Below are 25,961 nucleotides of genomic sequence, written 5' to 3'. Positions count from 1 at the left end.
AATCGGATCATGTTGGAGACCTCGGCAAGACTCCTGCGGCTGCTCTCCCTGCTTCAGGCCCACCGCGAGTGGTCCGGCGCCGACCTGGCCGACCGCCTCGGAGTCACCCCGCGCACGATCCGCCGGGACGTCGACCGGCTGCGCGAGCTGGGCTACCCGGTCAACGCCAGCCCCGGCACCGGCGGCGGCTACCAGCTCGGCGCCGGTGCCGAGCTGCCGCCCCTGCTGCTGGACGACGACGAGGCGGTCGCCGTGGCCGTAGGGCTGCGCACGGCCGCGGGCCAGGGCATCGAGGGCATCGGCGAGACCTCGGTGCGGGCCCTCGCCAAGCTGGAGCAGGTCCTGCCGAACCGGCTGCGCCGCCGCGTGGGCGCCCTGAACGCCTTCACCGTGCCGATGCTGCGGGGCCCCCAGCCCTCCGCCGTCGACCCGGCCGTCCTGACAGAGCTCGCCAACCTCTGCCGGGACGCCGAACGCCTGCGCTTCGAGTACCGCGATCACGAGGGCGCCCCCACCCGCCGCACCGTCGAGCCGCACCGCCTGGTGTGCAGCGAGCGGCGCTGGTACCTGGTCGCCTGGGACCTCGACCGCGAGGACTGGCGTACGTTCCGCGTCGACCGCATCACCCCCAGGCCACCGCACGGCCCGCGCTTCACCCCGCGCAACCCGCCCGCCGAGGACCTCGCCGCGTACGTCTCGCAGGGCGTCTCCACGCGCGCGTACGCCTCGCACGCCGTCGTCCGGCTGCTGGTGCCCCTGGAGGAGGCCGCCGCGAGCATCTCGCCCACCACAGGGCAGCTGGAGGCGGACGGTCCCGACAGCTGCCTCCTGCGCACCGGCGCCGGGAGTCTCGACGTGATGGTGATCCACGTGATGCTGCTGGGCTTCGAGTTCGAGGTCGTGGAGCCGGACGAACTGGTCGAGGCGATCAGGACCGCTCAGGGTCGGCTTGCTCGCTCTTTGGCTCGGGCTGCGGAGCCTCCAACGCGTGCTCCGGGTGGTGCAGGTCGAACGTCGGGGACTCGGAGCGGATCTTCGGCAGCGCGTTGAAGTTGTGCCGGGGGGGCGGGCAGGAGGTGGCCCACTCCAGGGAGCGGCCGTAGCCCCAGGGGTCGTCGACCTCGACCTTCTTGCCGTACTTCGCGGTCTTCCAGACGTTGTAGAGGAACGGCAGCGTCGACATGCCGAGCAGGAACGCGCCGATCGTCGAGACCGTGTTCAGCACGGTGAAGCCGTCGGCCGCGAGGTAGTCGGCGTAGCGGCGCGGCATGCCCTCGGCGCCCAGCCAGTGCTGCACCAGGAACGTGGTGTGGAAGCCGACGAACAGCGTCCAGAAGTGGATCTTGCCCAGCCGTTCGTCGAGCATCTTCCCGGTGAACTTGGGCCACCAGAAGTGGAACCCGGCGAAGATCGCGAAGACTACGGTGCCGAAGACGACGTAATGGAAGTGGGCGACGACGAAGTACGAGTCGGAGACGTGGAAGTCCATCGGCGGCGACGCCAGGATCACCCCGGTCAGCCCGCCGAACAGGAATGTCACCAGGAAGCCGATCGCCCACAGCATCGGGGTCTCGAAGGACAGCGAGCCCTTGATCATTGTCCCGGACCAGTTGAAGAACTTCACGCCCGTCGGGACGGCGATCAGGAAGCTCATGAACGAGAAGAACGGCAGCAGCACCGCGCCCGTGACGAACATGTGGTGCGCCCACACCACGATCGACAGACCGGTGATCGCCATCGTCGCCCCGACCAGCGTCAGATAGCCGAACAGCGGCTTGCGCGAGAAGACCGGGATGATCTCACTGATGATGCCGAAGAACGGCAGCGCGATGATGTAGACCTCGGGATGCCCGAAGAACCAGAACAGGTGTTGCCACAGCAGCGCCCCGCCGTTGGCCGCCTCGAACACCACCGAGCCGAACCGCCGGTCCGCCTCCAGCACCAGCAGCGCGGCCGCCAGCACCGGGAACGCCATCAGGATCAGGATCGACGTGAACAGCGTGTTCCACACGAAGATCGGCATCCGGAACATCGTCATGCCGGGGGCGCGCATCCCGATGATCGTGGTGATGAAGTTGACCGCACCGAGGATCGTGCCGAAGCCCGCCAGCGCGAGGCCCATGATCCACAGGTCGGGCCCGATGCCGGGGGAGCGCTCCAGGCTGTTGAGCGGCGCGTAGGCGAACCAGCCGAAGGAGGCGGGCCCGTCCGGCACGATCAGCGAGCCCATCACGATCAGGCCGCCGAACAGGAACAGCCAGTACGAGAACATGTTCAGCCGTGGGAAGGCCACGTCCGGGGCGCCGATCTGCAGCGGCATCAGCTCATTGGCGAAGCCCGCGAAGGTCGGGGTCGCGAACAGCAGCAGCATGATCGTGCCGTGCATGGTGAACAGCTGGTTGAACTGCTCGTTGCTCAGGATCTGCATCCCGGGCCGGGCCAGCTCGGCCCGCATCAGCAGGGCCATGACACCGCCGGCCAGGAAGAACCCGAACGACGTGATCAGGTAGAGGTGCCCGATCTTCTTGTGGTCCGTGGTGGTCAGCCAGTCGACGACCACCCGGCCGCCCGGCTGTTTGCTCCGCATGGACCGTGCCGTGGCCTGTGCGGTGTGCGTCCCCATCGCTCGCTCGCCCCTTCGCTCGTCGCGCCCCGGGCCCGCTGAAGCCCGCGCCGCACGCGCCGACGCGAGCTCACGCCATGATGCTCGCGGCAGCGGCGCTCCGACAGAGGGCGTACGGGGGTTCTGTGGTGGAAGCATGTACTTTCTGTGCGGCACAGGCTCTCGCGGCCCGCGCACCCGCTGCGGCAGCAGCTAATGCCGCGGCGGCGGGAAATGGAGTCCGCGGTAGTTCCCCGGGAACTTTTCCTCCGGGCTATTGGCCGTGGCTTCGCGACACGCAGGAATTACGATCGAATGCCTGCGGAAGGCCTACGGATCCGCTCATCCGTGTGACGCGGAGTGTCCGAAACACGTGTCGTGGTTCTGTGACAAAAGCGTGACCCGAGAGGGACGTGTGACCTGGATGGCAGCTACAAAGGCCATCGGTCCGCTCTGGCCCGATCCCGCGCGAAGGCCCTAGCGTGGCGGCATGGCACCCATTCCGAAACCCCCTGCCGAACCACAGGACAGCCCGGACACGTATGTGGGCCTCGACGCCGACCGGGCCGAGCGACTGGCCCGTGACCGAGGGTGGTCGACGGTGCGTTCGCTGCCGCCGGGGGCGATCATCACCATGGAGTACCGGAGCGGCCGGATGAACTTCGAGGTGAAGGACGGCCAGGTGGCGCGGGCCTGGAAGGGCTGACGAACGGCGACGGCCCCGGTTCCTGAGATCAGGAACCGGGGCCGTCGCCGTGTGTGTGTACCGAGCCCCGCCCGGCCGGGCCGTCAGCCGCCCGTGAGAGGGCGGGCCGGCTGGGCCGGGCCGCGGGCGATGCGCTCCGTGTGCGGCGGGCGGCGGCTGCCGGCCGGGGTGACCGGTGTGCGCTCCCCACGGGCCGTGTGCGGGCCGGGAGCCAGGTAGACGGGTGGGTGGACGGTCGTCCGGGGCGAGTGGGCCGGGGAGGCCACCTCGCGTGCCGCGGCCTCGTCGTCGACGGCCACGGGGTGCGGCTTGAGCAGCACCGGAGCCTCGACCGGGGCGGTCGGCACCGCCACCGCGCCGGCCCGCCGCTCGCGCCAGCGGTCGCGCACGTCGAAGATCCGGGCCTCGGAGCGGGCGATCAGCGGCTCGAACCACGGCAGGGCGAGCAGGATCAGCAGGCCCGCGGCCCAGCCGAGCAGCACGTCGCTCAGCCAGTGCGTACCGAGGTACACGGTGGACAGGCCGACGCCCAGCGAGGTCACCGCCGACAGGGCCGACAGCCAGCGGCGCGCTCTCGGGGTCGAGGCCAGATAGGCCAGGATTCCCCAGGTCACCACGGCGTTGGCGGTGTGGCCGCTGGGAAATATATCGCCGCCGAGCCACATCTCGTTGGAGCCGACGGTCGTCGCGTAGTGCGGGCCGAGGCGGCCCATGCCGATCTTGGCGGCACCCACCGTGACGTTCAGCAGGAGCAGGGAGACGCCGAGCGCGAGCAGCGGGCGCAGCGTGTGCTGCCGCCAGGAACGCCAGCCCAGCCAGGCCGCGACCATCACGGCGGTCGGGCCGCGCTGGCCGAGCACCACGTAGTAGTCGACGAAGGCGTGGATCTCGGCCCACTGCTGGTACGGGCGGAAGAACATGACCTGCCAGTCGAGCCGGACCAGCCACGAGGTGATGAGGATGGCCCACACGATGGCCACGTAGAAGGCCAGGGTCGAGGTGAACAACACGACCCTGTGCCGCGTCATCCGCGGCACATCGATGTGGGCCGGGCGTTCCGGCTCCCGGTCCAGCCTGGCGAAGACCCGGTCCAGACGGGTCAGCTTTCGTTCGGTACACACCCAATCGACGTTACAGCGAGTGAGCGCAGTTCAACGGCGATTCCACGGCTTTGTGATGACGATGTGATGTGGGATTCCTCTCAGGCGGGGGTTTATTTCCAAGGAATCCGTAATCACCGGGCGCTACATCCTTCAATTCCTTTGATCATTCTGTTGGTTCGTTTTTTACTGCTTATGAATTCGTTCACCGAATCATGGGGTGGAATTCCCCTGGAGCTCACCGCTCCGGGGTGGCGGATGTGGCGTACGACACACGCCTTCGTGGGGAGTCTGAGAGGTCCGCCACTCGGCGCCGACGCGGACTCGCGTACGCTGACGAGTCACTCGCCCTTCGTTGCGCGGGCCGGAGACCACCGCTCCTCTCCGGCCGAGTCACGGGAAGTCCCCACCCCGTGTGCCCCGCCGAGGGCGAGGGAACATCTGGGAGGTACGTACATGTCCGGGACGACCACGGCTGCCGCTGCGCTGCGCCGTCGGGCGGCCGGGGCCGGTGCCAACCGCTGGGTCGTCCTCGTCGTCCTCTGTGTCAGCCTGCTGCTCGTCGCGGTCGACGCGACCGTGCTGCACGTGGCAGTGCCGGCTGTCACCGAGGACCTCAGGCCCGGCGCGATAGAGCTGCTCTGGATCGTCGACATCTATCCCCTGGTCTGCGCCTCGCTGCTGATCCTCTTCGGCACGCTCGGTGACCGGGTGGGCCGCAGACGGGTCCTGCTGCTGGGGTACGGCCTCTTCGGCGTCGCCTCCGGCCTCGCGGCCCTCGCACACGACCCACAGGTACTGATCCTGGCCCGCGCCCTGCTCGGGGTCGGCGGCGCGATGATCATGCCCGCGACCCTGTCGATCCTGCGCCAGGTCTTCCCCGACCGGCGCGAGCGCGCCCTCGCCATCGGCATCTGGAGCGCCGTCGCCGCCGTGGGCGCGGCGGTCGGGCCGCTGCTCGGCGGCTTCCTCCTGGAGCACTTCTGGTGGGGCTCGGTCTTCCTCGTCAACATCCCGCTGATGCTGATCAGCCTTCCGGTGGGACGCCTGCTGCTGCCCGAGTCGAAGGGCGACGGCAAGGGGCCCTGGGACGTGGTCGGCGCGCTGCTCGCGGCGGCCGGGCTGTTCGGCATGGTGCTGGGCGTCAAGCGGCTCGGCGGCGGAGAGCCGGTGGGCAGCCTGTTCACCGTGGTGCCGCTGGTGCTCGGTGTGGTGCTGCTGGTTCTCTTCGTACGACGGCAGCGACGGCGGGCGTATCCGCTGGTCGACCTCGGGATGTTCGCGCGGCCCGCGTTCAGTACGTCGGTCGGGTGCATCGTGCTGGCGATGCTCGCCCTGGTGGGGCTCGAGCTGATCGCGGCGCAGTACCTGCAGTTGGTGCTGGGTCTGTCGCCGCTGGAGACAGGGCTGCGGCTGCTGCCGCTGACGTTCGCCGCGATGGCGGCCGGGCTGGCCGGCGCGCGGATGCTGCGGCGGTTCGGGCCGCGGCGCATGGTGTGCGCCGGGTTCTGTGTGACGGCCGTCGCGGTGTTGCTGCTCACGGCCATGGGCGGCGAGGACAACCCCGGGCTGCTGCTGTTCGGGTTCGTGCTGCTGGGCTTCGGGCTGGAGACGACGCTCTTCGGGGCGTACGAGTCGATGCTGAGCGAGGCTCCGCAGGAGCAGGCCGGCGGGGCGGCGGCGATCGGCGAGACGTCGTATCAGCTGGGCGCCGGCATCGGCATCGCCCTGCTCGGCAGCGTGATGAACGCGGCCTACGCCCCCGGGCTGACGGCCGTGTCGGGTGTCCCGGCATCGGCCTCCGCGGCCGCTTCGCACTCGCTGGGTGAGGCGTACGAGGTCGCTGCCCAGCTGGGCGGGTCGGCGGGGGTTGCCCTGCGCCATGCGGCGCAGAACTCCTTCGTGCACGGGCTGCACGTGACGTTGCTGGTGAGTGCGGGGCTGTTGCTGCTGGGTGCGGTGATGGCGTTGCGGTTGCCGCGGGTCATGCAGTGCGATGCGCCGACCGTGGAGTTGCCCAAGCCGCGGGAAGTCGCGGAGTCCCGCGTCTCCGCCTGACGAGCCTTCGCCTCTTCGGGCCGCCGTAACCGGGAGTCGTACTGGACGTGCACCGCACCGCGTCGTAGCGTCGGGGCCGAGCCGTGACTAGCGGCGCTAGTTTTAGTCGTTGCCGGAGGGTGTTCCCATGTCCGCGTCCTCGAAGTTGCCCCCGTTCGACCCCGCCGACCCCCTCGGCATCGACGACCTCCTGGAGCCCGAGGATCTGGCGATTCGGAGCACCGTGCGGCAGTGGGCCGCGGATCGGGTGCTGCCGTACGTGGCCGACTGGTACGAGAAGGGCGAGCTGCCGGAGATCCGTGAGCTCGCCCGGGAGCTCGGGGAGATCGGTGCGCTCGGGATGTCCCTGAGCGGCTACGGGTGCGCCGGCGCCTCCGCCGTGCAGTACGGGCTCGCCTGTCTGGAGCTCGAGGCCGCCGACTCCGGCATCCGGTCCCTGGTCTCCGTGCAGGGGTCCCTCGCCATGTACGCCATCCATCGCTTCGGCAGCGAGGAGCAGAAGCAGCAGTGGCTGCCGCGCATGGCCTCCGGCGAGGTCATCGGGTGCTTCGGGCTGACCGAGCCGGACCACGGGTCCGATCCGGCGTCCATGCGGACCTACGCCAAGCGTGACGGGTCCGACTGGGTGCTCACCGGGCGCAAGATGTGGATCACCAACGGGTCCGTCTCCGGCGTCGCCGTCGTGTGGGCGCAGACCGACGAGGGGATCCGCGGGTTCGTCGTGCCGACCGGCAGCGCCGGGTTCTCCGCTCCGGAGATCAAGCACAAGCTGTCGCTGCGCGCCTCCGTCACCAGTGAGCTGGTCATGGACGACGTACGGCTGCCCGCCGATGCCGTGCTTCCCGATGTCGTCGGGCTGAAGGGGCCGCTCAGCTGTCTCTCGCACGCCCGGTACGGGATCGTGTGGGGCGCCATGGGTGCGGCGCGCTCCTGTTTCGAGGCCGCTGTCGACTACTCGAAGTCGCGGGAGCAGTTCGGCCGGCCGATCGGGGGCTTCCAGCTCACCCAGGCCAAGCTCGCCGACATGGCGCTCGAACTGCACAAGGGAATTCTGCTCGCCCATCATCTGGGGCGGCGCATGGACGCCGGCCGCCTGCGTCCCGAACAGGTCAGCTTCGGCAAGCTCAACAACGTCCGCGAGGCCATCGACATCTGCCGTACGTCACGGACGATCCTCGGTGCCAACGGGATCTCGCTCGAATACCCCGTGATGCGGCACGCGACCAACCTCGAATCGGTGCTCACCTACGAGGGCACCGTCGAGATGCACCAGCTCGTGCTGGGCAAGGCACTCACCGGACTCGACGCCTTCCGCTGAACCCCACCAGGGGGCAGGGCCGATGAGCGGCCCTGCCTCAGCTCTGGTTGTAGAAGCCGTCCGAACGGTGAGCCGACGCCTCCCCGCTGATGATCTCCGTGTCGGCCGGAGTCAGCAGGAACACGCGGTTGGACACGCGGTCGATCGAACCGCGCAGACCGAAGATGAGCCCCGCCGCGAAGTCGACGACACGCTTGGCGTCGGCCGGCTCCATGGCCGTGAGGTTCATGATGACCGGGACCCCGTCCCGGAACAGCTCGCCGATGGCGCGGGCGTCCCGGAAGCTGTCCGGGGTGACCGTGCCGATCCGGCGGCCCTTCTCCTCGGCGACGTCCGTGGCCACCTTGACCCTCGGGTCGGTGACCCAGGCATCCCCGGGCTCGGTCCCTTCGGAGTAGTCGTCGTCGTAGTAACGCTCGTCATCGTTGTCGTCAACGAGGCCCAGCCAGGCACTCGCCTTGCGCACCGATCCCATGGACGCCTCCTCTCACAGCGGTCTTCTTACATTCCGCATCCCTATGGTCATCCATGATGCGGACGTCGCGCCAAGTGGATAGACGCCGCGCGGGGGGTTTGTGACGGTACTGGTGCACAGCGAATACGTCGAGAGCCCGTGTCCCCCAAGGGGCATGCCACGTACGGCTGCTGACTGTGAGTGAAATATGATTCTTCACGGCGTATGGGTGATGCGGGGTGCGTACGGGTGAACGAGTCGGCCATGGCGATCTGTGCCACGGTCGGTACGATGCGGCAGCTCAGCGTCGTTGCAGCGTCGTAAGAACCACGGGGGACATCGTGTTCGGAATCGTCAGGCCCTGTCGTCATCGGCTCGGAGACCAGCTCACCGGTCAATGGATGGCGCATTTGTGCGGGTTGTGCCTCTCGTTGCGTGGGGACCACGGTCAGTTCGCGCGGATCGTGACGAACTACGACGGGCTCCTTATCTCCGTTCTGACGGAGGCTCAAGCCGAAAAGGACAGCGGAATGCGGCGTACGGCGGGACCGTGCCCGCTGCGCGGGATGCGCACCGCGTCCGTGGCACAGGGTGAGGGCGCCCGGCTCGCCGCAGCCGTCTCGCTGGTGCTGGCCTCGGCCAAGGTGCGTGACCATGTGGCCGACGGGGACGGGCTGCTGGCCCGCAGGCCGCTGGCGCTCGCCGCTCGCCGGGTCGCCACCGGGTGGGGCGCCGCGGGCGCGCGCAGCGGCTCGGCCGTCGGGTTCGACACCGCCGTACTGGTCGACGCCGTGGACCGGCAGGTCGGCATCGAGGCGCTCGCCGGCCCCGGGACGCCGATCCTCGCGGTCACCGAACCGACCGAGACGGCGACCGCCGCCGCCTTCGCCCACACCGCGATCCTGGCCGGACGGCCGGACAACACCGAACCGCTCGCCGAGGCCGGACGCCTCTTCGGACGGCTGGCACACCTCCTGGACGCCGTGGAGGACCAGGCGGCCGACGCCGCGGCGGGTGCGTGGAACCCGCTGACGGCCACGGGGACCTCGCTCGCCGAGGCGCGACGGCTCGCCGACGACGCCGTGCACGGGGTGCGGCTGGCACTGCGCGAGGCCGAGTTCTCCGACGCCAAGCTCGCGCACCTGCTGCTCGTGCACGAGCTGCGGCGCTCGGTGGACCGGGCGTTCGGCACGGTGCCGACCTGCGCGTCCCATCAGCCGGGGCCGTACGGTCAGCCGCATCAGCACGGACAGGGACACGGGCAGGGGTCCGGGCCGTACGGGGCGCCGCAGAGTCCGTACGGCGGGCAGAACCCGTACGCGGGCGGGAATCCGTACGCCGGTGGCGGGGGAGCGCCCGGTGGCGGTGGCGGTGGCGGTGGGTTCGGTGGGTTCGGTGGTGGGCCGGCGCCCCAGCCGCGCGGGCGGCGTGGGTTCTGGGCCGGCTGCGGGATGTTCTGGCTGCTGTGCTGCACCTGCAAGCTGTGCTGCGCGAAGGAGTACGAGGGCCCGTGGTCCCGTAAGAAGCGCGAGGGCTGCTGCCGTGACTGCGACTGCGGCGACTGCTGCCCCTGCGACGGCTGCTAGGTAACCAGGGCCCCTGGGGTCTCCTGGGGTCCGATATCGGAAACTTCAGCCCGGTATGGAAGGGTTGACGGCATGACCCCGGACTCGGCCGACGTCTGGCAGCACTGGCACGAGCATCGCGTCGCGTCGGTTTCGGCGCCCTACGGGCCGCTCGCGCTGACCGGGACCCACTGGCTGGAGGACTATCCGGAGAGGCGACTTCCGGACATCCCCGGGGCACGGGCCGTCGGCGGTGACGAGGTCGTCCTCGCGGCCGCCGAGGTGGACGGGCTGACCTTGGACGGACAGCCCTTCGAGGGTGCGGTCGGGCTCGTGGCCGATCCGGGGCCGGCGGGCGGGGCGCGCGTGGCGTACGGGGAGCGCCGGCTGGTCGTGTTGAGGCGCGCCGGGGCGTGGGGCGTACGCGACTTCGACCCCGCCTCCGAGGCGCGCCGGGTGTTCCGGGGCATCGAGGCCACGCCGTACGATCCGCGCTGGTCGGCGCCGGGGCACTTCACGCCGTACGGCGAGGACCGGACCGTGCGGGTCGAGAACGTCGACGGGCGCCGGCGCGGTCTCGGACTCGGCGCAAAACTGGCGTTCGCCCTGGACGGGGAGGAGTTCACGCTCCAGGTCACCGTCGAGGGCGACGGCTCGCTGTGGGCCGTCTTCGCCGACGCGACCAGCGGCGACAGCAGCTACCGCTTCCGGTTCCTGCGGCCCGCCGCGCCCGGCGCCGACGGCCGTACGACGGTCGACTTCATCCGTGCCCTGCTGCCGCCGTGCGCCTTCGCCGACCACTTCGTGTGCCCCTTCCCGCCACCGGGGAACACGCTCGGACTCGCGATCCCGGCGGGGGAGCGCAACCTGCGCTGAGGTGCCGAGAGCGGGCTGACCGGGACAGGGGCGGTCAACTCGCACAGATCGTTCAAAGATTGACGGCCGAAAGGCGCCCTTGCGGCTACCCGCCGTTCGGCCGAATACTCCCCCTCAGCGCTTGTCAGGGGCACGGCATGTTCGGAATCCGGACATCCTGGCCGTTTGACTGCGCCTCACGGGCCCCGACCCCACGCGGGCCCCCGACTTCCCTTGGAGGGAACGAAACGTGAGGATCGAGCGCACCACCCCCCGCAGTGGCATTGCGAGACGGACCCGGCTGATCGCCGTATCCACCGGCCTCGTGGCCGCAGCCGCGATCGCGATCCCCAACGCGACCGCCGCGGAGACCCCCGGCACCTTCAGCGCCGCCCAGCTCAAGAGCGCCAGCGGCTCCGTGCTGAAGGCCGACATCCCGGGCACCGCCTGGGCCGTCGACAGCAAGACCAACCGCGTCACGGTGACCGTGGACTCCACGGTCTCCCAGGCGGAGATAGCGAAGATCAAGGAGCAGGCCGGCACCAACGCCGACGCGCTCACGATCAAGCGCACCGCCGGCAAGTTCAGCAAGTTCATCCAGGGCGGCGACGCCATCTATGCGAGTAGCTGGCGCTGCTCGCTCGGCTTCAACGTCCAGGACAGCAGCGGCAACCAGTACTTCCTGACCGCCGGTCACTGCACCGACGGTGCGGGCACCTGGTACTCCAACTCCGGCCGCACCACGGTCATCGGCTCGACCGCCGGCTCCAGCTTCCCGGGCAACGACTACGGCATCGTGCGGTACTCCGGTTCCGTCAGCCGGCCCGGCACCGCGAACGGCGTGGACATCACCCGCGCGGCCACGCCGAGCGTGGGCACCACCGTCATCCGTGACGGCTCCACCACCGGTACGCACAGCGGCCGGGTCACCGCCCTGAACGCGACCGTCAACTACGGCGGCGGCGACATCGTCTCGGGTCTGATCCAGACCACCGTCTGCGCCGAGCCCGGCGACTCCGGCGGTTCGCTCTACGGCAGCAACGGCACCGCGTACGGTCTGACCTCCGGCGGCAGCGGCAACTGCAGCTCCGGTGGCACGACCTTCTTCCAGCCGGTGACCGAGGCCCTCAGCGCCTACGGCGTCAGCGTCTACTGACACCTCGGTTCGGCCTGAACGGCAGCCGGACAGCATGTGAGCCCCCGCACGCAACTGTCGTGCGGGGGCTCGCCCTTGTTCCCGCTCCGGGGTTACCGTCGATGCGCAGGCAGTACTCCCCTGCAGTGCGCCCACGTCGGACCCTGGGGGTCGGTGATGGTCGAGGAACTGGTGGCGGCGGGAGTGACGCTCGCGTCCGCCGGTGCGGTCTATGTGGCGGCGGCCGCGCGGGTCGTCAAGCAGTACGAACGGGGCGTGGTCTTCCGCCTCGGAAGGCTCCGGCCTCAAGTGCGCGGGCCCGGGTTCACGATGATCGTTCCGGGCGTCGACAAGCTGCGCAAGGTGAACATGCAGATCGTGACGATGCCCGTGCCCGCGCAGGAGGGCATCACGCGGGACAACGTCACCGTGCGGGTCGACGCCGTCGTCTACTTCAAGGTGACCTCGCCGGCCGAGGCGGTCGTACGGGTGGAGGACTACCGGTTCGCGGTCTCGCAGATGGCGCAGACGTCGCTGCGGTCGATCATCGGCAAGAGCGAGCTGGACGATCTGCTGTCCAACCGCGAAAAGCTCAACCAGGGGCTGGAGTTGATGATCGACAGTCCGGCGGTGGAGTGGGGCGTGACGATCGACCGGGTGGACATCAAGGACGTGTCGCTGCCCGAGACCATGAAGCGGTCGATGGCCCGGCAGGCGGAGGCCGACCGGGAGCGGCGGGCGCGGGTGATCAACGCCGACGCGGAACTCCAGGCCTCCAAGAAGCTGGCGGAGGCGGCACATCAGATGGCCGATGCGCCGGCGGCCCTTCAGCTTCGGTTGCTGCAGACGGTGATGGCGGTGGCGGCCGAGAAGAACTCCACACTGGTTCTTCCGATTCCGGTGGAGTTGTTGCGATTTCTGGAGAAGGGGACACAGGTGCCGACGGAGGTCGTCGGTGCGCGGCGGGCCGTGCAGGAGGAACTTCCGCCCCTCGAACCACCCTTGGACTCGGACCCCGAAGGGTCGATTTCGAGACAGGAGTAGACCTTACGCGCTGCGTATGGTTGCCTCGCTTGCAGTGTTTGCTGTGCGAATAGGCCCCGCGTGACTGTGCACGGTCAAGGTGGCGGGGGCGTGCAACCGTGTTCTACGCGCGTCCTGAAGTCGACCTTGTGCGCTCCCTGTGAGCCTAGGAATAGTGAGCGTTGTTCAACCGGCACGGGCGTGGCTTTTGTTGTGAGTCGCCTCCGTAGCCGTACGCCTTCCGGTTCGTGAGGTCCCCACAACCTCTCGGGCCGACCCCCCACAGGAGGACGTGAGTTGAAGCACCGACGCATACCCAAGCGGCGTGCAGCCGTGGCAGGTGCGGGCATCGCCGCACTGGTCGCCGCGGGAGTGACCTTGCAGAGTGCGAACGCGAGTGAGTCGCCTGAGGCGTCCGCGCCGAAGACCCTCTCGGTCGGCGCGGCCGGAAAGCTCGCCTCGACGCTCGCCAAGGACCTCGGCGCCGACGCCGCCGGTACCTACTACGATGCGCAGACCAAGAACCTTGTCGTGAATGTCCTCGACGAGGTCGCCGCCGATGCCGTCGAGGCCGCCGGCGCCAAGGCCAGAGTCGTCGAGAACTCCCTCGCCGAGCTGAAGAGCGCCCGTGCGACGCTCAAGCAGGACGCGACCATCCCGGGCACCGCCTGGGTGACGGACCCGGCGACCAACAAGGTCGTCGTCACCGCCGACCGCACGGTCTCCAAGGCCGAGTGGAGCAAGCTCGGCAAGGTCGTCGACGGGCTGGGTGCCACGGTCGAACTCAAGCGGTCGAAGGGGGAGTTCAAGCCCTTCATCGCGGGTGGTGACGCCATCACCGACGGCAGCGGCCGTTGCTCGCTCGGCTTCAATGTCGTCAAGGGCGGTGAGCCGTTCTTCCTGACCGCCGGGCACTGCACCGAGGGCATCACGAACTGGTCGGACTCCGAGGGCAACGCGCTCGGCACCAACGAGACGTCCAGCTTCCCGGACAACGACTACGGGCTGGTGAAGTACACCGGCGAGGTCGACCACCCGAGCGAGGTCAACCTCTACAACGGCTCCACGCAGGCCATCAGTGGTGCCGCCGAGGCCACCGTCGGCATGGAGGTCACCCGGAGCGGGTCGACCACCCAGGTGCACGACGGCAAGGTCACCGGCCTGGACGCCACCGTGAACTACGGCAACGGCGACATCGTCAACGGGCTGATCCAGACCGACGTCTGCGCCGAGCCCGGCGACAGTGGCGGCTCGCTGTTCTCCGGCGACAAGGCGATCGGGCTCACCTCCGGGGGCAGCGGTGACTGCACCTCCGGTGGGGAGACGTTCTTCCAGCCGGTGACCGAGGCGCTGTCGGCCACGGGTACCGAGATCGGCTGACGTTTCGTCGCTTTTGTTGAGTCCCGTCCCTCTTGTGAGGGGCGGGACTCTTCGTCGTGTGAGTGCGGGGTTGTTGGGCCTTGTGCCGCTACGGCGTCTTGGTGCCGCCTGTTCGCAGTGTCGCCGCCAGGAGTGTGATCGCGGTTCCTGCCGCTGCCCATGCCGAGAGAACCAGTAGGGACGCGGTGGTGTCGTTGCCCCTGAAGTAGGCGATCGAGCGGGTGGCCCAGGTGCCCGCGCCCGGGGGCAGGGCCGGGCCGATGTCTCTCCAGAACGGTGGGAGCAGCGGGGGTGGCAGGGCACCGCCCGCGCTCGGGTTGCCCAGGATCACCACGATCAGGATGACCAGGCCGATGCCGGCCATGCCGAAGACGGCCTGGAAGGCGAGGGTGGCCGCGCCCACCGCGAAGATGATCAGGGCGCCGACGCCCCAGAGGGCGGCGAGGCTGCCCGGCAGCGCGCCCAGGATGGGGCCGACGATCAGGGCGCCGCCCAGGCCGCCGACGATCGCCACGAGGGCCATGGCGATCAGGCGGATCACCGAGCGTCTCGGGGTGGGGCGGCCGGCGCCCGAGCTGATCGTCATGATCGACGCGCAGAGGTAGCCGCCCACGCACCAGCCCACGGTCGCGTAGAAGGACGTGAGCCCGTTGGCGTCGTGCCGGTCGGCCGGGGCCACGTCGATGGTGCGCAGGGTGCGTGCCTCGGATCTCTCCAGGGTGGCGACCAGGGACTCCAGTGTGGCGGCCAGCACCCTTCCGCCTCCGGTGGCGACCAGGAGGGTGTCAGTGGTGCCGTTCGGGTCGATCAGCAGGGCGCCGTCGATCTCGCGGTTCAGGATCTGCTTCCTTGCCGTCGCCGCATCGGCCACCACGCGCGGGTCCAGGGGGTCGCCGGGCAGGTTGTCCAGCCGGTCCACCGTCTGCTGGGCGGCGACCTCGGGTGCCACGACTCCCAGCGGCACGTTCTTGGGTTTCGGGTCGTGGAGCGCGCCCACGTAGGAGGCGATGAAGAGCAGAGCGAGGCCGACGACGCCGGTCACGAGCAGCGTGGCCCGCGGGGTGACGGCGTCCTTCACTTCGGTGAGGAAGGGGCTGCGGGAGGTGTCGGCGCCGGGGGTCTGCGTCATGCCCCCACAGTCCGGGTGGCCAGGCGTTTGCGCAGGTGGGAGGCGGCCGAACGGATGTCGCACGAGTGTTCGAGAAACGGTCCGGAAATGGTCTATGGTGGGGGTGGGAGAGTTGGGAACTGATGTTCGAGCGAGTCATGAGTGCGGGAGGTGCGTGTGCCAGGGTTCACGCATCTGCACACCGTCTCCGGGTTCTCTCTGAGGTACGGGGCCTCGCACCCGGAGCGGCTGGCCGAGCGCGCCTCTGAGCGGGGTATGGACGCCCTGGCTCTCACCGATCGCGACACGCTCGGGGGCGCTGTTCGATTTGCCAAAGCCTGCGCGAAGGCGGGCGTGCGTCCGCTGTTCGGCGTGGAACTGGCCGTGGAGGACTTCGGTCTCTCGGAGGCGGGTGAGTCCGCGGGGCGGCGGCGTCGGGCTCCGGTGCGGGGTGGCGCCTTTGTCGACGACTCGACGCCTCGTGTCACCTTTCTTGCCCGGGACGGGGCCCGCGGGTGGGGTGATCTGTGCCGGATCGTTTCGGCTGCGCACGGTGAAGAAGGGCCGCCGATGCTGCCCCGGGGGGACAACCGGGGGGACGGTCTGATCGTTCTGCTCGGGTCCGACTCCGATGTCGGCCGTGCGCTCGCCGCCGGTCGTCCCGATCGGGCGGCCAGGCTGCTCGGGCCCTGGCGGGAGGTCTACGGCGACTCCCTGCGGCTGGAGGCCGTCTGGCACGGGCGCAAGGGCACCGGCCCGGGGTCGTTGCGGCTGGCCGCCCGGACCGTCGGTTTCGCCGCCGAGCAGCGGGTGCGGCCTGTGCTGAGCAATGCCGTCCGGTACGCGGATTCCGGTCTGGGGCCGGTCGCCGATGTGCTGGACGCCGCGCGACGGCTCGTGCCCATCGACTCCACCAAGGAGCTGGACTCCGGCGAGGCCTGGCTCAAGGACGCGGGGGAGATGGCGAAGGTCGCCGAGCGGGTCGTCGAGGCCGCGGGCTTCCGGCGCGACACCGCACACCGGCTGCTGGAGCAGACCCGGGCGACCGCTTCCGAGTGTCTCGTCGATCCCGAGGACGACCTCGGGATCGGCAGCGTCCACTTTCCCGAGCCGTATCTCGTCGGTGCCGGGCAGCGCACCGCCCAGCGGGCGCTTGCCTCGCGGGCGGTGGCGGGCATGGTGCAGCGCGGCCATGACGGGCGGCGGGCGTACTGGGAGCGGATGCACCAGGAGCTGGACATCATCGCCCACCACGGGTTCGCTTCTTATTTTTTGACGGTCGCCCAAGTCGTCGATGACGTACGGAAGATGGGGATCCGGGTGGCCGCCCGTGGCTCCGGCGCGGGGTCGCTCGTCAACCATCTGCTCGGCATCGCGCACGCCGATCCCGTGGAGCACGGGCTGTTGATGGAGCGCTTCCTGTCCAAGCGCCGGCTGGTGCTGCCCGACATCGACATCGACGTGGAGTCCGCGCGCCGGCTGGAGGTCTACCGCGCGATCATCGACCGGTTCGGGACCGAGCGGGTCGCCACAGTGTCGATGCCGGAGACCTATCGGGTGCGGCACGCGATCCGGGATGTGGGTGCCGCCCTGTCCATGGACCCCGCCGACATCGACCGTATCGCCAAGTCCTTCCCGCACATCCGGGCGCGCGATGCCCGGGCGGCGCTGGAGGAGCTGCCCGAGCTCAGGCAGCTGGCGGGGGAGCGGGAGAGGTACGGCAGGTTGTGGGAGCTGGTGGAGGGGCTGGACGCCCTTCCGCGCGGCATCGCCATGCATCCGTGCGGGGTGCTTCTGTCCGACGCTTCCCTGCTTTCCCGTACGCCCGTCATGCCGACCAGCGGCGAGGGCTTCCCCATGTCGCAGTTCGACAAGGAGGACGTCGAGGACCTCGGGCTGCTCAAGCTCGACGTGCTGGGCGTGCGGATGCAGTCGGCGATGGCGCACGCGGTCGCGGAGGTGAAGCGGGTCACGGGGGAGCGGGTCGATCTGGACGCGCTCGACTTCGAGCGGGGGGACGGCGATCCGGCGACGTATCAGCTGATCCGGTCCGCTGAGACACTGGGCTGCTTCCAGATCGAGTCGCCGGGGCAGCGGGACCTGGTCGGGCGGCTTCAGCCGGCCACCTTCCATGATCTCGTCGTCGACATCTCGCTCTTCCGGCCCGGTCCGGTCGCCGCCGACATGGTGCGGCCGTTCATCGAGGCGCGGCACGGGCGGGCGCCGGTGCGATATCCGCACCCGGATCTGGAGGAGCCGCTGCGGGAGACGTACGGGGTCGTCGTCTTCCATGAGCAGATCATCGACATCGTGCACATCATGACCGGGTGCGGGCGGGACGAGGCGGACCGGGTGCGGCGCGGGCTGTCCGATCCGGAGTCGCAGGGGCGGATCCGGGTGTGGTTCGCGCAGCACGCGGCGGCCAAGGGGTACGACGCGGAGACCATCCGGCGGACCTGGGAGATCGTCGAGGCCTTCGGGTCGTACGGCTTCTGCAAGGCGCACGCCGTCGCCTTCGCCGTGCCGACCTATCAGTCGGCCTGGCTGAAGGCCCATCACCCGGCCGCTTTCTATGCGGGGCTGCTCACCCACGACCCCGGGATGTATCCGAAGCGGCTGTTGCTGGCGGACGCGCGGCGGCGTGGGGTGCCGATCCTGCCGTTGGACGTGAATGTGTCGGGAGTCGCACACAGGATCGAACTGGTGTCTGAATCTGGGAAGGGTGGGGGGACTTGGGGACTGCGGCTCGCGCTCTCCGACGTGCATGGCATCAGTGAGGCCGAGGCGGCACGGATCGCGCAGGGGCAGCCGTATGCCTCGCTGCTCGACTTCTGGGAGCGGGGGCGGCCGAGCCGACCCCTCGCTCAACGGCTCGCGCAGGTGGGCGCGTTGGACGCCTTCGGAGCCAACCGGCGTGATCTGCAACTGCACCTGACCGAGCTGCACCGGGGTGCCCGGGGTGGCGGCGGGGGACAGCTGCCGCTGGCCGGCGGACGCAAGACGGCCGCGGCGGGGCTGCCCGACCTCAGCTCGGCGGAGCGGCTCAGCGCCGAGCTGGGTGTGCTGTCGATGGACGCCTCGCGCAATCTGATGGACGACCACCGGGCGTTCCTCGACGAGCTGGGCGTCGTCTCGGCACGGCGCCTGCGCGATGCCCGGCACGGCGAGACGGTGCTGGTCGCGGGCGCCAAGGCGGCCACCCAGACGCCGCCGATCCGGTCCGGCAAGCGGGTCATCTTCAGCACGCTGGACGACGGGACGGGGCTGGTGGACCTCGCCTTCTTCGACGACTCACACGACGCCTGCGCCCACACCGTCTTCCACTCCTGGCTGCTGCTGGTGCGCGGGGTGGTGCAGCGCCGTGGTCCGCGCAGTCTGAGCGTGGTGGGCTCAGCCGCCTGGAACCTCGCCGAGCTGGTCGAGCTGCGCGCCGAGGGCGGCCTGGACGTGGTGGCGGCGCGACTGGCGGAGCCCATGGCGGAGGGGGACGGAGACGATCCGACGCACGGCCGGCGAATCCAAATGCCGACCGGATACGAAATGCACCCGTGGGCCGATCTGCGACCGGCGGGTCAAGAGCCTTCACAGGTACGGAAGTTGTGGCACCAGAGTCCGGGGAGTGCGGGATGACCATCCTCTGCGTACGTTTCCAGCTGCCGCCGGCGGGCGAGGCGGCCCTGCCCGGGCTGCTCGGACTGCTGGAGGACTTCACGCCGGTCGTTCAGGCGCTGCCACCGGACGGAGCACTGGCCGATCTGCGGGGCGCCGAGCGGTACTTCGGGCGCGACGCGGTCGAACTGGCGTCGGTGATCCGGGTGCGCGCCCTCGCCCACCACGGGGTCGACTGTGTGATCGGCGCCGGGCCGGGCCCGATGCTGGCCCGCGTGGCGCTGCGGGACGCCCGGCCCGGGGTGACGTGCGCCGTTCCCGAGGAGCCGGACGCCATCGCGGAGTTCCTCGCCGGCAAGCCCGTCGCCGCGCTGCCCGGCGTCGGCGCCGCGATCGCCCGCACCCTGTGCGAGTACGGCCTCGACACCCTCGGCCTGGTCGCCGCGGCACCCCTGTCCACGCTTCAGCGCCTGATCGGCGCGAAGGCCGGCCGCGAGCTGCGCGAGAAGGCGGGCGGAATCGACCGGGGCCGGGTGGTGCCGAACGCCGTGTCGCGCTCGCTGGCCACCGAACGCCCCTTCACCCGCGACGAGCTGGACCCCGACCGGCACCGCCGCGCCCTGCTCTCGGCCGCCGAGGAACTGGGCTCCCGGCTGCGCGCCCTGGACAAGGTCTGTCGCACTCTGACCCTCACCGTCCGCTACGCCGACCGCTCCTCGACGACCCGCAGCCGTACGCTGAAGGAGCCGACGGCCCACTCACCGGCGCTGACCAGGGCGGCGTACGACATGTACGAGGCTCTCGGTCTCCAGCGCGCCCGCGTCCGCGCCCTCGCCCTGCGCGCGGAGGGCCTCGACCCCGCCGAGCAGGCCTCCTACCAGCTCACCTTCGACCCGCTCGACGAGAAGGCCCGCCGCATCGAGGAGGTCGCGGACCGCGCGCGAGCGAAGTTCGGGCCGCATGCGGTGATGCCGGGGGGGTCGCTGGCCGCTTGACTCCCCTTGTGCGGACGTCAGTTGGCCCAGGGCGGCACGATGCGCGTGCCGTCGGCCAGCTCCGCCGTCAGGCCGATGGAGGTGGTGACCCAGGTGACGGCGGTCCGCTCGGTCGGGTTCTCGACGGTCAGGGTCGCGCCCGGGTTGATGATCAGGGTGTCGCCCGCCGTGATCCGGTCCGTGCGGTCGTCGAGCGTGACCAGCAGCTCGCCGTCGAGCAGATGGAGGATCTCCTCCCGGTTGACGGTGTGCGCCGGTGCCTTGGTCCCGGCCGGGATCTCGCCGCGCCAGGCGCACAGCTCCTTGCTGCCGGTGCCGGGGGTGGCGTACGAGACGAAACGGGCGCCGTGGATTTCGTGGGTGATGGCTTCGGACGCGCGGATCACGGGCATGGGTGCCTCCTTTGAGTAGGTGATGATTGGTCAAGCAGCTTGACTATCCCTCTATGGTTAAGCTGCTTGACCAATACGTCAAGGGTGTTTCAATGCCTGCGTGCAGAACTCCGAAGCCATGGCCCTGTCCGCCACCCTGCTCGCCGTCGCCGGCGAGCTCACGCAACGCATCCATCAAGGCGTGGTCGCCCGGGGCTTCGAGGGGCTGCGGCCCGCGCACGGTTTCGCGTTCGCGCGGCTCGCCCCGGACGGTGCGACGGCCACCGACCTCGCCGCCCACCTCGGCGTGACCAAGCAGGCGGCGAGTCAGCTCGTCGACGAGATCGTGCGCAAGGGGTACGCCGAGCGCCGGCCGCATCCCGATGACGCGCGCGCCCGGCTGGTCGTGCTGACCGAGCGGGGGTGGGCCTGTACCCGTGCGGCCGAGGAGGCGGCCGCGGACGCCGTCCGGGCGTGGGTGGGCGTGCTCGGCGAGAGCGAAGTGCAGGCGCTGTTGCGGCAGTTGGTGCGCATCGCGCCCCACGGCCCCATCAGGCCCACTTGGTGATGGTTCATCAGTGGATGTAACCGGCCACTGGTTATCACTGGAAGTTTTTACTGACGCGTAACTTCACACGTCTACTACTCGCCCGTAACTTGACGAGTGAACAGCATCCTCGTGATCCGGATCACAGGGCGTAAGGCCGTCGCAACTCCCTTGAGCCGCAAGGAGATCACACGATGCTGCCCTGGAAACGAGTGCTCAGACCCCTGGCCGCGCTGCTGCTGGCCGCCGCGGTCGCCGTCGTCCCCGCCACCACGGCCCAGGCGGCCGAAACGGCGGCGACCACGCACAGTGGTTGGAACGACTACTCCTGCAAGCCCTCCGCCGCCCATCCCCGCCCCGTCGTCCTCGTGCACGGCACCTTCGCGAACTCCGTGGACAACTGGCTGGGCCTGGCGCCCTACCTGAAGAACCGCGGTTACTGCGTCTTCTCCCTCGACTACGGCCAGCTGCCCGGCGTGCCGTTCTTCCACGCACTCGGACCCATCGACAAGTCGGCGGAGCAACTGTCCGCCTATGTCGACAAGGTGCTCGCCGCCACCGGCGCCGCCGAGGCCGACCTCGTCGGCCACTCGCAGGGCGGCATGATGCCCCGCTACTACGTCAAGTTCCTCGGCGGTGCCGCCAAGGTGAACGCCCTCGTCGGCATCGCGCCCAACAACCACGGCACCACCCTCGGAGGCCTCGCCAACCTGCTGCCGTACTTCCCCGGCGCGGAGGACCTGCTCAGCACCGCCACTCCCGCCCTGGCCCAGCAGATGGCCGGATCCGCCTTCATGACCAAGCTCAACGAGGGCGGCGACACCGTCCCCGGCGTCCGCTACACGGTCATCGCCACCAAGTACGACGAGGTGGTCACGCCGTACCGGACTCAGTTCCTGAACGGCCCCGACGTGAAGAACGTCCTGATCCAGGACCGGTGCGCGGTCGACCTGTCCGAGCACGCGCTCCTCGGGCTGACCGACCGGATCGCCTTCCACGAGGTGGTCAACGCGCTCGACCCTGCCCGTGCCACGCCCACCACCTGTGCGTCCGTGATCGGCTGAGCACGCCGCCGGGGCCTGACCGGCCTGAGCCGCCGGTCAGGCCCCGGAGTTGTGGTGCGGCGGAGCCGCGGGTCAGCGGCCGTGGCGAGCGCCGGCCGCGCGGCGGCGCACCGACGCGAACAGGACCGCCGAGCCGAGCGCGAGGGCCGCCGCACCGCCCATCGCCAGATACGCCGTGCTGCTGTCCCCGCCGGTCTCGGCGAGGTTCTCGGTGGCACCGGCGGCCTTCGGCCGGTTGGCGGGGGCGGACTGCTCCTGCGCGGCCGCCGCGGCCGGCTCCGCCGATGTACTGGCGTCCTGGTCACCGTGGCCGTTGTGCTCGATCGTCGACTTGTCGGCACCGTCCTCGATCTGCTCCTCGGAGGGCGCGGAGGCGCTCGGGGCGGGCGCGGCCCCGCCGCCGGTGCTGCCGCCGCCGCCCGAGGTGCCGGTGCTCCCGCCACCGTCGCCGCTGCCCGAACCGCCCCCGCTCGCGCCGCCGAAGGCGACGTCCGAGCAGGAGTAGAACGCCTCCGGGCTGTCCGAGCGCTGCCAGACCGCGTACAGCAACTGCTTGCCGGAGCGCTGCGGCAGGGTGCCGGAGAAGGTGTAGAAGCCGCCCGAGGCCGCCGGGTCGGTGGACGTCGCCACCGGGTTCGCCAGGTCCAGGTCGTCCCAGGCCAACGGCTTCGACGGGTCGTACCCCTGCTTCGTGATGTAGACCTTGAAGGTGCCCTTGTGCGGTGCCGTCACGCGGTACTTGAACGTGTACGACCCGCTGCTCACGCTCGTCGCCGGCCAGTCTGAGCGGGCCAGGTCGAGGCCCTTGAACGCCTCGCTGTTGGCGCTGCACAGCTTGCCGTCCGGGATCAGCTCCTGGTGCCGGCCGTCCGCGTTGCCGATGCGTATGCCGTTCCAGTCGTAGAGGGCCTGCGTACCGCCCGCCGCGACCGCCGCCTTGCACGCGTCGGAGTTCGGGCTCTCCGGGCCCTCCGCGTAACACTGCGAGACCCGGCTCACCGGGTCGCCCATCGAGCCGTGCGCCGACGCGGGCGCGGTGGCGAGGGCGGTGAGGGCGAGCGGGGTCAGGCCCAGGGCGGCGACGGTGGCGGCCTTGCGGCGTGCGGGCATGGGGGATCTCCTCGGAACCGAAACTGATGAGTGCCGGATCCAAGAAACCGCGAAAACGCCTGGCGCAGGGGGTTCGCGGCGATCTTTAGGGTCGCCTTAAGGGAGTGCTCAGGCGGAGATCAGGTAGGTACGGTTCCTGGCATGACCGATGAGCAGATCCGGCCCGCCGTCGCCGCCGACGTGCCGGCCGTCAAAGCCGTCACCGATGCCGCCTACCGCCACTACATCGAGCGGATCGGCAGGGTCCCGCAGCCCATGGAGAGGGACCACACGGCAAACGTGGCCGAGGGGAAGGTGTTCGTCACGGAGGAACCCGGCACGGGGCGCGTGGTCGGGCTCGTCGTGGTCGAGGCGTACGAGGACCACCTGTACCTCGACAACATCGCCGTCCACCCCGACGCCCAAGGGCAGGGCGTGGGGCGACGGCTGCTGCACTTCGTGGACGCACACGCGCGTGCGCTGGGTCTGCCCGAGGTCAGGCTCTACACGAACGCGCTGATGTGGGAGAACCAGAAGATCTACCCGAAGTACGGCTACGAGGTCATCGAGCGTCGCGTGGAAGGGCCGTACGACCGCGTCCACTACCGCAAGCGGCTCGACTGACGTGTCTCATGGGGCCGGCGGGGCGTTTCAGCCGTCCGGCCACCAGGTGCGTGCGATGTCCTTGCGGACCTCGGGTCGTCCCGAGGGGCGCTCGTCGGCCTCCTCACGGACCAGGCGGGCGTCCGACTTCCTCTTCAGGGGCTTCTGCACGGTTACGCGGCGCATGGCTGCCTCCTTCAGGATCCACCGAGTTCCTCGATCTCAAGGGGGTAGACCCGTTCGGGGAGAGTTCCTCATCGCCGCTGGTCCTGTCAGTGGCCGCTGTCACGATTCGACTGTCAGTGGCGGGTGTCACTCTTGGCCGCATGACCGACATGACGAACGGTGAACACGCCATCACAGGAGCGGACCCGGACAGGGGCACGGACTGGGACGCGGCCGCCGCCTCCTTCGACGACGAGCCGGACCACGGCCTGCGCGACCCCGAGGTGCGCCGGGCCTGGGCCTCCCGGCTGCGCTCCTGGCTGCCCGAGCACGCGTCCGACGTCCTCGACCTCGGCTGCGGCACCGGCAGCCTGTCGCTCCTCGCCGCCGAACAGGGACACCGGGTGACGGGAGTGGACCGGTCCCCGGCGATGGTGGACCTCGCCCGCGCCAAGCTGGCCGGGCGTGACGCGGCGTTCCTCGTCGGTGACGCGGCGGCGCCGCCGGTGGGGGAGGAGCGGTTCGACGTCGTGCTCGTACGGCACGTCCTGTGGGCGCTGACCGACCCGGGCCGGGTCCTGCGGCACTGGCGCGGGCTGCTGCGCCCAGGAGGACGGTTCGTGCTGGTCGAGGGCGTGTGGGGCACGGTCGACGCCGTCGGCATGCCGGCGGACCGGCTCACCGGGCTGCTCGCCCCGCTCGTCGGGCAGGTGCGCGTGGAGCGCCTGTCGGACGACGAGTCGCTGTGGGGGAAGGCCGTGGACGACGAGCGGTACGCCGTGGTGGCGAGGGCCTAGGCCAGCAGGGACTCCAGACCGCCCTCGACGGTGGCGAACACCTCCAGCTCGTCCAGGGCCGCCACGGCCGCCGCTGCCGCCTCGGGATCCTTCTCCACCAGACCGCTCTCGGCGAACTCGTCCTCGTCCAGGCGGCGTACGTCCGTGCCGTCCGCGGAGCGCCACAGGTCCAGGTCGAGGTCCTCGACGACCAACTCGGTGCCGGACAGCGTGGCCGGGCGGGTGACGTCGCAGTACCAGCCCTTGAGGGCACCCGAAACGTCCCGGACCTCCTTCACGGCGTACCAGCGGTCGCGCCAGTAGTACTCCGTGAAGACGTCGCCCGGCTCGAAGCGGACGAAGCCGAAGTCACGGACCCCGTCGCCGGACCAGGGGGCCCGGACGGCGATCCGGGTGCCGTCGTCGGCGACCAGCTCGGCCGCGTAGCGGATCTTCGTACGGCCGCCCTTGACCAGGACCACGTCCAGCGGGCGTCCCTGCTCAGCCGAGTTCGCGGACATGGCGCACCTCCGTCGCGCAGACCTCGTAGCCGAACCACTTGTTGATCGCGAGCATCGGGCCGTTGCCGGCGTCGTTGCCCGTGAACGCCTCCGTGTACCCGGCGGCGCGGGCGCGATGCAGCGAGTCGTTCTTGGCCAGCTTGGCCAGGCCGCGGCCGCGGAAGGCGCGGGCGCTGCCGGTCATGGTGGTGCCGTAGCGGGTGGCGCCGTCCGTGCGGGCGGCGCTGAAGGCGGCGGGGCGGCCGTCGACGAGGACCACCGAGGTCAGCTCGTGGCTGTTCAGCGGATGCCGCCAGGTCTCCTCCAGCCAGGCCTCGTAGTCCGTGAACTCGGCGTCGACGTCGCCGGGTTCGTCCAGGGTCGTCTCCGCGTCCAGTTCGAACAGCGGGCGGGGATCGTCCGCGAAGTCGGCTGCCGTGCGCAGTTCGACACCGGGCGGGAGTGCCTGCAGCGGCGGCAGCGTGCCGTTCGCCAGGTCGAGGCGCAGGAAGTGGGCGGAGCGGCTCGCGCGATAGCCGTGCCGTTCGGCGAAGGCGCGGTTGCCCGGCTCGTCGAGCACCCAGGCGAACAGCGCGGTCGCGCCCACGGCGGCCAGGTGTTCCTCGGCGGCGCGGAGCAGGAGCGCGCCGGCGCCGCGGCGCGTGCGCTCCGGGTGCACGTACACGTTGACGAAGCCCTGCCCGGGCTCCGGGCTGTCGTGGGCGATGCCGACCTGGGCCGTACCGATGATCTCGCCGTTCTCCTCGGCAAGGAGAGGCCGGGCATGGGCGTCGGGGTGGGCACGGGTGGCGCCGTGGACGACGGCCTCCGGGGTGACCACGAGATACGGGAGAGCGCGGTGCCAGACACCGACGAATCCCTCGACATCGGCTCGGACTTCAGGACGCAGATCGCGGACGGAGACGGTCATGGGGCCG

At 70.2% G+C, this 25,961-nt stretch carries 23 protein-coding genes and 1 pseudogene; 15 read left to right on the top strand and 9 right to left on the bottom strand.

Annotated features, from left to right (window positions below):
• Nucleotides 1–9: 9 nt before the first annotated feature.
• Nucleotides 10–1,050 carry a helix-turn-helix transcriptional regulator gene (locus tag AB5J55_RS08765; RefSeq protein WP_369270104.1) on the top strand — a complete coding sequence of 347 codons (1,041 nt, stop codon included), beginning with the start codon at nucleotides 10–12 and terminating at the stop codon, nucleotides 1,048–1,050.
• Here AB5J55_RS08765 and ctaD read toward each other — a convergent pair.
• A pseudogene (gene ctaD / locus AB5J55_RS08760) lies at nucleotides 947–2,623 on the bottom strand (cytochrome c oxidase subunit I); the annotation flags it as partial. The gene AB5J55_RS08765 and the pseudogene ctaD sit on opposite strands and share 104 nt — an antisense overlap.
• A 469-nt stretch (nucleotides 2,624–3,092) precedes the next feature.
• Here ctaD and AB5J55_RS08755 point away from each other — a divergent pair.
• Nucleotides 3,093–3,308: an I78 family peptidase inhibitor gene (locus tag AB5J55_RS08755; protein ID WP_362380911.1), complete on the top strand. Its 216-nt coding sequence runs from the start codon at nucleotides 3,093–3,095 to the stop codon at nucleotides 3,306–3,308.
• Nucleotides 3,309–3,391: 83 nt separating this feature from the next.
• Here AB5J55_RS08755 and AB5J55_RS08750 read toward each other — a convergent pair whose 3' ends face one another.
• The gene (locus tag AB5J55_RS08750) at nucleotides 3,392–4,429 is read right to left on the bottom strand and encodes a phosphatase PAP2 family protein (RefSeq protein WP_369270103.1); all 1,038 of its coding nucleotides are present in this window, start codon (nucleotides 4,427–4,429) and stop codon (nucleotides 3,392–3,394) included.
• Between the two features lie 435 nt (nucleotides 4,430–4,864).
• On the opposite strand from AB5J55_RS08750, the gene AB5J55_RS08745 reads away from it, so the two are divergent.
• Both AB5J55_RS08745 and AB5J55_RS08740 read left to right on the top strand, forming a co-directional pair.
• Complete coding sequence (locus AB5J55_RS08745; RefSeq protein WP_369270102.1) at nucleotides 4,865–6,466, top strand: MFS transporter; 1,602 nt, start codon at nucleotides 4,865–4,867, stop codon at nucleotides 6,464–6,466.
• A gap of 127 nt (nucleotides 6,467–6,593) precedes the next feature.
• Nucleotides 6,594–7,784, top strand: coding sequence for an acyl-CoA dehydrogenase family protein (locus AB5J55_RS08740; protein WP_369270101.1), 1,191 nt, complete (start codon nucleotides 6,594–6,596; stop codon nucleotides 7,782–7,784).
• Between the two features lie 37 nt (nucleotides 7,785–7,821).
• Here the strand turns inward: AB5J55_RS08740 and AB5J55_RS08735 are convergent, their stop codons facing one another.
• A complete protein-coding gene (locus AB5J55_RS08735; RefSeq protein ID WP_328882623.1) occupies nucleotides 7,822–8,259 on the bottom strand; it encodes a cell division protein SepF in 438 nt (145 codons plus the stop codon).
• A 320-nt stretch (nucleotides 8,260–8,579) separates the two neighbouring features.
• Here AB5J55_RS08735 and AB5J55_RS08730 point away from each other — a divergent pair, with 320 nt between their 5' ends.
• From AB5J55_RS08730 to AB5J55_RS08710, 5 genes are all read left to right on the top strand, one after another.
• Nucleotides 8,580–9,824: a DUF5685 family protein gene (locus tag AB5J55_RS08730; RefSeq protein WP_369270100.1), complete on the top strand. Its 1,245-nt coding sequence runs from the start codon at nucleotides 8,580–8,582 to the stop codon at nucleotides 9,822–9,824.
• Nucleotides 9,825–9,896: 72 nt separating this feature from the next.
• Nucleotides 9,897–10,679, top strand: coding sequence for a DUF1684 domain-containing protein (locus tag AB5J55_RS08725; protein ID WP_369270099.1), 783 nt, complete (start codon nucleotides 9,897–9,899; stop codon nucleotides 10,677–10,679).
• A gap of 229 nt (nucleotides 10,680–10,908) precedes the next feature.
• On the top strand, nucleotides 10,909–11,814 hold the full coding sequence (locus AB5J55_RS08720) for a S1 family peptidase (RefSeq protein WP_369270098.1): 906 nt from the start codon (nucleotides 10,909–10,911) through the stop codon (nucleotides 11,812–11,814).
• Nucleotides 11,815–11,970: 156 nt separating this feature from the next.
• Entirely contained in the window at nucleotides 11,971–12,837 is an 867-nt protein-coding gene (locus AB5J55_RS08715; RefSeq protein ID WP_369276131.1) for a slipin family protein, read from the top strand.
• Nucleotides 12,838–13,113: 276 nt separating this feature from the next.
• Nucleotides 13,114–14,196, top strand: coding sequence for a S1 family peptidase (locus AB5J55_RS08710; protein ID WP_369270097.1), 1,083 nt, complete (start codon nucleotides 13,114–13,116; stop codon nucleotides 14,194–14,196).
• A gap of 88 nt (nucleotides 14,197–14,284) precedes the next feature.
• On the opposite strand, the gene AB5J55_RS08705 is transcribed toward AB5J55_RS08710, so the two are convergent.
• The gene (locus tag AB5J55_RS08705; protein ID WP_369270096.1) at nucleotides 14,285–15,325 is read right to left on the bottom strand and encodes an ABC transporter permease; all 1,041 of its coding nucleotides are present in this window, start codon (nucleotides 15,323–15,325) and stop codon (nucleotides 14,285–14,287) included.
• A 156-nt stretch (nucleotides 15,326–15,481) separates the two neighbouring features.
• On the opposite strand from AB5J55_RS08705, the gene AB5J55_RS08700 reads away from it, so the two are divergent.
• The gene (locus AB5J55_RS08700; RefSeq protein ID WP_369270095.1) at nucleotides 15,482–18,934 is read left to right on the top strand and encodes a DNA polymerase III subunit alpha; all 3,453 of its coding nucleotides are present in this window, start codon (nucleotides 15,482–15,484) and stop codon (nucleotides 18,932–18,934) included.
• On the top strand, nucleotides 18,931–19,908 hold the full coding sequence (locus AB5J55_RS08695) for a hypothetical protein (protein WP_369270094.1): 978 nt from the start codon (nucleotides 18,931–18,933) through the stop codon (nucleotides 19,906–19,908). The genes AB5J55_RS08700 and AB5J55_RS08695 overlap by 4 nt, the downstream gene beginning before the upstream one ends.
• A gap of 17 nt (nucleotides 19,909–19,925) precedes the next feature.
• On the opposite strand, the gene AB5J55_RS08690 is transcribed toward AB5J55_RS08695, so the two are convergent.
• Complete coding sequence (locus AB5J55_RS08690; protein ID WP_369270093.1) at nucleotides 19,926–20,300, bottom strand: cupin domain-containing protein; 375 nt, start codon at nucleotides 20,298–20,300, stop codon at nucleotides 19,926–19,928.
• 100 nt (nucleotides 20,301–20,400) lie between these two features.
• Here AB5J55_RS08690 and AB5J55_RS08685 point away from each other — a divergent pair, with 100 nt between their 5' ends.
• Entirely contained in the window at nucleotides 20,401–20,847 is a 447-nt protein-coding gene (locus AB5J55_RS08685) for a MarR family winged helix-turn-helix transcriptional regulator (RefSeq protein WP_369270092.1), read from the top strand.
• Between the two features lie 173 nt (nucleotides 20,848–21,020).
• Nucleotides 21,021–21,890, top strand: coding sequence for an esterase/lipase family protein (locus tag AB5J55_RS08680; RefSeq protein ID WP_369270091.1), 870 nt, complete (start codon nucleotides 21,021–21,023; stop codon nucleotides 21,888–21,890).
• 72 nt (nucleotides 21,891–21,962) lie between these two features.
• On the opposite strand, the gene AB5J55_RS08675 is transcribed toward AB5J55_RS08680, so the two are convergent.
• Nucleotides 21,963–23,000: a lytic polysaccharide monooxygenase gene (locus AB5J55_RS08675; protein ID WP_369270090.1), complete on the bottom strand. Its 1,038-nt coding sequence runs from the start codon at nucleotides 22,998–23,000 to the stop codon at nucleotides 21,963–21,965.
• A gap of 141 nt (nucleotides 23,001–23,141) precedes the next feature.
• Here AB5J55_RS08675 and AB5J55_RS08670 point away from each other — a divergent pair, with 141 nt between their 5' ends.
• Nucleotides 23,142–23,603 (top strand): GNAT family N-acetyltransferase, encoded by a 462-nt coding sequence (locus AB5J55_RS08670; protein WP_369270089.1) that lies wholly within the window; start codon nucleotides 23,142–23,144, stop codon nucleotides 23,601–23,603.
• Nucleotides 23,604–23,630: 27 nt separating this feature from the next.
• Here AB5J55_RS08670 and AB5J55_RS08665 read toward each other — a convergent pair whose 3' ends face one another.
• The gene (locus tag AB5J55_RS08665; protein WP_369270088.1) at nucleotides 23,631–23,768 is read right to left on the bottom strand and encodes a hypothetical protein; all 138 of its coding nucleotides are present in this window, start codon (nucleotides 23,766–23,768) and stop codon (nucleotides 23,631–23,633) included.
• Nucleotides 23,769–23,917: 149 nt separating this feature from the next.
• Between AB5J55_RS08665 and AB5J55_RS08660 the strand changes: the two genes are divergently transcribed.
• Entirely contained in the window at nucleotides 23,918–24,544 is a 627-nt protein-coding gene (locus tag AB5J55_RS08660) for a class I SAM-dependent methyltransferase (RefSeq protein ID WP_369276130.1), read from the top strand.
• Here the strand turns inward: AB5J55_RS08660 and AB5J55_RS08655 are convergent.
• Nucleotides 24,541–25,044, bottom strand: coding sequence for a DUF402 domain-containing protein (locus tag AB5J55_RS08655; RefSeq protein WP_369270087.1), 504 nt, complete (start codon nucleotides 25,042–25,044; stop codon nucleotides 24,541–24,543). The two genes, AB5J55_RS08660 and AB5J55_RS08655, sit on opposite strands and share 4 nt — an antisense overlap.
• Nucleotides 25,025–25,954, bottom strand: a complete 930-nt coding sequence (locus AB5J55_RS08650; protein WP_369270086.1) for a GNAT family N-acetyltransferase — start codon at nucleotides 25,952–25,954, stop codon at nucleotides 25,025–25,027. Before AB5J55_RS08650 ends, AB5J55_RS08655 begins: the two co-directional genes overlap by 20 nt.
• Nucleotides 25,955–25,961: the final 7 nt, after the last annotated feature.

The sequence above is a fragment of the Streptomyces sp. R11 genome (assembly GCF_041051905.1).
GTDB lineage: Bacteria > Actinomycetota > Actinomycetes > Streptomycetales > Streptomycetaceae > Streptomyces.
Note: the sequence above shows the minus strand (reverse complement) of the source record. Positions and strands in the feature narration are given on the sequence as shown.

Excerpts from the sequence above, each read along its gene's own strand:
- AB5J55_RS08765 (WP_369270104.1), top strand. The coding sequence starts at position 10 with ATGTTGGAGACCTCGGCAAGACTCCTGCGGCTGCTCTCCCTGCTTCAG.
- AB5J55_RS08755 (WP_362380911.1), top strand. The coding sequence starts at position 3,093 with ATGGCACCCATTCCGAAACCCCCTGCCGAACCACAGGACAGCCCGGAC.
- AB5J55_RS08740 (WP_369270101.1), top strand. The coding sequence starts at position 6,594 with ATGTCCGCGTCCTCGAAGTTGCCCCCGTTCGACCCCGCCGACCCCCTC.
- AB5J55_RS08705 (WP_369270096.1), bottom strand. The coding sequence starts at position 15,325 with ATGACGCAGACCCCCGGCGCCGACACCTCCCGCAGCCCCTTCCTCACC.
- AB5J55_RS08690 (WP_369270093.1), bottom strand. The coding sequence starts at position 20,300 with ATGCCCGTGATCCGCGCGTCCGAAGCCATCACCCACGAAATCCACGGC.
- AB5J55_RS08650 (WP_369270086.1), bottom strand. The coding sequence starts at position 25,954 with ATGACCGTCTCCGTCCGCGATCTGCGTCCTGAAGTCCGAGCCGATGTC.
- AB5J55_RS08670 (WP_369270089.1), top strand. The coding sequence starts at position 23,142 with ATGACCGATGAGCAGATCCGGCCCGCCGTCGCCGCCGACGTGCCGGCC.
- AB5J55_RS08725 (WP_369270099.1), top strand. The coding sequence starts at position 9,897 with ATGACCCCGGACTCGGCCGACGTCTGGCAGCACTGGCACGAGCATCGC.
- AB5J55_RS08695 (WP_369270094.1), top strand. The coding sequence starts at position 18,931 with ATGACCATCCTCTGCGTACGTTTCCAGCTGCCGCCGGCGGGCGAGGCG.
- AB5J55_RS08745 (WP_369270102.1), top strand. The coding sequence starts at position 4,865 with ATGTCCGGGACGACCACGGCTGCCGCTGCGCTGCGCCGTCGGGCGGCC.
- AB5J55_RS08735 (WP_328882623.1), bottom strand. The coding sequence starts at position 8,259 with ATGGGATCGGTGCGCAAGGCGAGTGCCTGGCTGGGCCTCGTTGACGAC.
- AB5J55_RS08655 (WP_369270087.1), bottom strand. The coding sequence starts at position 25,044 with ATGTCCGCGAACTCGGCTGAGCAGGGACGCCCGCTGGACGTGGTCCTG.
- AB5J55_RS08680 (WP_369270091.1), top strand. The coding sequence starts at position 21,021 with ATGCTGCCCTGGAAACGAGTGCTCAGACCCCTGGCCGCGCTGCTGCTG.
- AB5J55_RS08660 (WP_369276130.1), top strand. The coding sequence starts at position 23,918 with ATGACGAACGGTGAACACGCCATCACAGGAGCGGACCCGGACAGGGGC.
- AB5J55_RS08715 (WP_369276131.1), top strand. The coding sequence starts at position 11,971 with ATGGTCGAGGAACTGGTGGCGGCGGGAGTGACGCTCGCGTCCGCCGGT.
- AB5J55_RS08665 (WP_369270088.1), bottom strand. The coding sequence starts at position 23,768 with ATGCGCCGCGTAACCGTGCAGAAGCCCCTGAAGAGGAAGTCGGACGCC.
- AB5J55_RS08675 (WP_369270090.1), bottom strand. The coding sequence starts at position 23,000 with ATGCCCGCACGCCGCAAGGCCGCCACCGTCGCCGCCCTGGGCCTGACC.